Origin of the sequence: Xanthovirga aplysinae, from assembly GCF_009711365.1 — a bacterium.
Lineage (GTDB): Bacteria > Bacteroidota > Bacteroidia > Cytophagales > Cyclobacteriaceae > Xanthovirga > Xanthovirga aplysinae.
This window is the reverse complement of sequence record NZ_SMMB01000855.1, coordinates 895-4,747: the sequence shown is the minus strand read 5'-3', so window position 1 is coordinate 4,747 and position 3,853 is coordinate 895. Positions and strand designations below refer to the sequence as shown.

4 protein-coding genes are annotated in these 3,853 nt (G+C 36.0%); 1 reads left to right on the top strand and 3 read right to left on the bottom strand.

Annotated elements, in window-relative coordinates; translation table 11 throughout:
• Positions 1 to 196: 196 nt before the first annotated feature.
• Positions 197 to 1,642: a T9SS type A sorting domain-containing protein gene (locus tag E1171_RS06825; RefSeq protein WP_155205261.1), complete on the top strand. Its 1,446-nt coding sequence runs from the start codon at positions 197 to 199 to the stop codon at positions 1,640 to 1,642.
• Positions 1,643 to 1,844: 202 nt separating this feature from the next.
• Here the strand turns inward: E1171_RS06825 and E1171_RS06820 are convergent, their stop codons facing one another.
• From E1171_RS06820 to E1171_RS06810, 3 genes are all read right to left on the bottom strand, one after another.
• On the bottom strand, positions 1,845 to 2,462 hold the full coding sequence (locus tag E1171_RS06820; RefSeq protein WP_155205260.1) for a tetratricopeptide repeat protein: 618 nt from the start codon (positions 2,460 to 2,462) through the stop codon (positions 1,845 to 1,847).
• Positions 2,459 to 2,746 (bottom strand): hypothetical protein, encoded by a 288-nt coding sequence (locus tag E1171_RS06815; RefSeq protein ID WP_155205259.1) that lies wholly within the window; start codon positions 2,744 to 2,746, stop codon positions 2,459 to 2,461. Before E1171_RS06815 ends, E1171_RS06820 begins: the two co-directional genes overlap by 4 nt.
• Before the next feature lie 430 nt (positions 2,747 to 3,176).
• Positions 3,177 to 3,785, bottom strand: a complete 609-nt coding sequence (locus E1171_RS06810) for a tetratricopeptide repeat protein (protein ID WP_155205258.1) — start codon at positions 3,783 to 3,785, stop codon at positions 3,177 to 3,179.
• Between the last annotated feature and the right edge of the window lie 68 nt (positions 3,786 to 3,853).

Sequence of the window (3,853 nt, the reverse complement as noted above, 5' to 3'; positions counted from 1 at the left end):
ACAAATCCGGCTACAATAATACCACAGGTTATTTTAATAACTTTTTTGGTTATATGGCCGGTTACAATAATACCACAGGAGAAAACAATAACTTTTTAGGAGCCGCGACCGGTTACAATAATACCACAGAGACGACAATAACTTTTCGGGCAATGAGGCCGGTTTCTTAAATACCACAGGATCCCACAATAACTTTTTGGGGGCTAAAGCCGGACGCGCAAATACAGAAGGAAACTTCAATAACTTTTTGGGAAAATCTGCCGGTTACAATAATACCACAGGTTCTAACAATAACTTTTTGGGAATCTCGGCCGGTTTCAATAATACCACTGGAGAATACAATAACTTTTTTGGTTATATGGCTGGCAGCTCAAATACAACAGGATCAAACAATAACTTTTTAGGGCAGAATGCGGGCCGCTCTAATAGCGAAGGACATTACAATAACTTTTTGGGAAGTTGGGCCGGCTACAATAATACCACAGGTTATCATAATAACTTTTTGGGAAGTCGGGCCGGCTACAATAATACCACAGGAATCCACAATAACTTTTTTGGCTATAGGGCCGGTTACTCTAATTCCGAAGGAAGCTACAATATTGGTTTAGGCTATATGGCCAACATTAGCAGCGATTATCCCGTGGGTATTGGAAGTGAGGTAACGGTGATTGGGGCAAATTCCCTGGCTTTGGGGGCTCAGGCACAAGTAGGAACGGACGAAGAGCCTTCCAACTATGCCATTGCCCTAGGGGCAGGTGCTCAAGCTGATTGCGATAACTGCCTGATAATAGGAGGAACGCAGGAGCAAAGCCGTATTAGTGTGGGCATAGGCACAACCACTCCTAATCCAAATACTTCATTGGAGCTGGCAGAAAATAACAAAGGCCTGCTCATCAATAGGATGACTACTGATCAGCGCAACAGCTTTGGGGATAATTTAGGAAGTGAAGAATCCGGCATGCTGGTTTATGATATAGAAAAACAACAATTAAAAAGCTGGAATGGAAGCGCATGGCAAAACTTGGGAGGAGAAAACCCAGAATTAAACCTTTCTGAAAATATTTTGTCAATTTCCGGAGGAAATAGTGTGGACCTTTCTGGTCTGCAATTTAATGAGTCTTCCGATGTTCAGGACCTAACGGGAGCTACTTTAAATGGGATGGTTTTACAAATTGACATTGAAGGAGGAGCCTCTGCCCAAGTGGACCTGACTCCTATCCTTAGCGAACAGCAAGCTCTAATTGATCAGCAGCAGGCTTTAATTGATGAACAACAAAGCCTATTGTTAGAGTTAGCACAAAGATTGGACAATTTGGAAGAGCAGGTTAGTCAGCCGACAGTAGGCCAGTCCGCCACTTTTACCCAAAGTCAAATAGTGGAATCAGTTGCTACCATTGAACAAAACAGTCCGAACCCTAGCGGAGAAGGGACAACAATAAAATACAATATACCCCATTCAATAGAAAAGGCGGAGCTGAAGATCTTGAATAACAATGGAATACTAATAGAGCAAATGGCTATTTCAAATAGAGGAGAAGGAGAAATCTGGTTAGACCTAAAAAATTATGCGGCAGGTACTTATCTTTATAGTCTGTATACAGATGGGAATTTAGTAGAAACCAAACGCATGGTGGTCTATTAAACTTAAATGGTACAATTCAAATAAATGATTGTTGTTTAGGATTGCCCATCAAACTTAATTTCCCCTAGTTTTTGGGAAACCTCATTAAAAAACACCTCTTGTTGCTCCTTAAAGGAAATTCAAGAGGTGATTTTATATCATGATCTTGAACTAAACCTATGCTACAATGAAATTCTAAAAGTAAGACTTATTTAAACCGAGCTTATTTCTCGTAAAATACTTTTGCCCATTGATCATATTCTTCAAAAAATTTCTTTATCTCTTCTTTGGCAATCTCCTGACTTTCTAACCTTTTTCTGTGTTCAAATTTAATACTATCACTCATTTCCTTATACATGGGTGATTCACTTCGGCGGATTGTCCTTTCTTTTTGTTTTCTTTTACATTCCGCTATTTCTTGAATTGCATCTGTAGCCTCTGGGTCCAACTGTAGAGATCTATGAAAACAATATATAGCTAAAGGATAATCCCATATTACTCTAAAATTTAATCCCATATTAAAGTAGGCATCATCTGGTCTATAATCTAATTTGGCAGCAATTAAATAATCAGCAATAGAAGATTCTGTGCTATCTATACTAGCAAAAGAGAACCCTCTTTTATAATAGTACTCTCCCTTTGAGGAGTCTAAATTAATAAGTTGTGTAAAGTAATTAATAGCTTCTCCAAAGTCGTCGCTTTCATAAGAAGACTTTGCCAGTTTAACTAATTCCTCCTTGGTGTTATTACTTTGATTAAATCTTTCGTCCTCTTCTTTTGCTTCCTTTTGATTTACACAACTAAGACCAAATATTAAGAAAATTAAATAAAGTTTATTCATCGATTTTTTTGCTTAAATATACGATTAGCCTTTTCTGCAGTTCCCTCTGCTTTTATAGCTCTTTCCATCCACCTTTCTGAAGCTTTGTAATTTCCAGCTCTTTGATAACTTATGGCCATTTTATAGTAGTCTCGTGCTTCCTTCATACTATTGATATAAACGTCATTCATCATTTTATCACTAGTACCAATTTCATATAATAACTCTATAGAAGTGGTTTCCCATTGAAAATACAAACTTACTCCCCATTTTAAAGCACCAAAAGCTACACCGGCATAACCCATATTTTAACCTTTTTGAAGAAGGCCAGCACCATTAATGGTATTTCATACATAAACAGGAACCTTGGATTTATCTGAGACCTCAACGCCTACCCCAGGTGCGGTGTTCGCTTTACCAAAAAAAGAAATAATCCCTACCACTGGATCGAACTTCCTTTCTTTGGGACACTTCGATTCCCGAATAAAAAACTCTTAATATAACTATGGATTAAAACAATAGGTAGCCTTAACAGCACGAACAATGCTTAGGTCTATTCCCCTGCATAAACCTATGAACTAAAAAAAGCCTGACTTTCCAAAAATCAGGCTTTGATATAAGTTTTAACAACTTAATGAAACATTTAGGATTTCACCAAAAACATTAGTTTTAATTAAACCAATACTCCTATAAAATTTTAAAAAAGTAAGAATTACTAAAGCAGATATTATTTTCTTAAAATACTTTTGCCCATTGTTCATATTCCTCAAAAAAATTCTTTATCTCATCTTTGGCCATCACATGATTTGTCAACCTTTTCCTATGTTCAAACTTAATACTATCCATCATTTCACTGAAAAGAGTTGATTCATTTCTTCGCATATTTCTTTCCTCTTGACTCTTTTTACTTTCTGCCATAAGATTCCAAATTTTTTCCTTGTCAGAAGCAAATTGTAAAGATTTATAATAACAAAATAAAGCCAAAGAATCGTCCAATAGCACTGTGTAATTTAACCCCATATTTAAGTAGGCCGATCCAGCTCTATAGTCCATTCTTATAGCAATTAAGTAATCAGCTATGGATGCTTCCAAACTATCAATATCAGAATATGAGTAACCTCTTTTAAAATAATACTCCCCATTTAAAGAATCAATATTTATTAAATGGGTAAAATACCTTATTGATTCTTTAAAATTATCTTTTTCATAAGAAGAATTAGCCCGTTTTATTAATTCTTTTTTAGAATAAGTTTTTTCATTGAAGAAGCTACCCTCCTTTTTTCCTTCTTTTTTATCTGCACAACCTAAAACAAAAACTAATATGAATAACCAATTTTTTTTCATTATTTATCGCGCTTAGAATTAAATATATTTGAGGCTCTTTTTGCTGTTTTCTCCGCTTTTATGGCCCG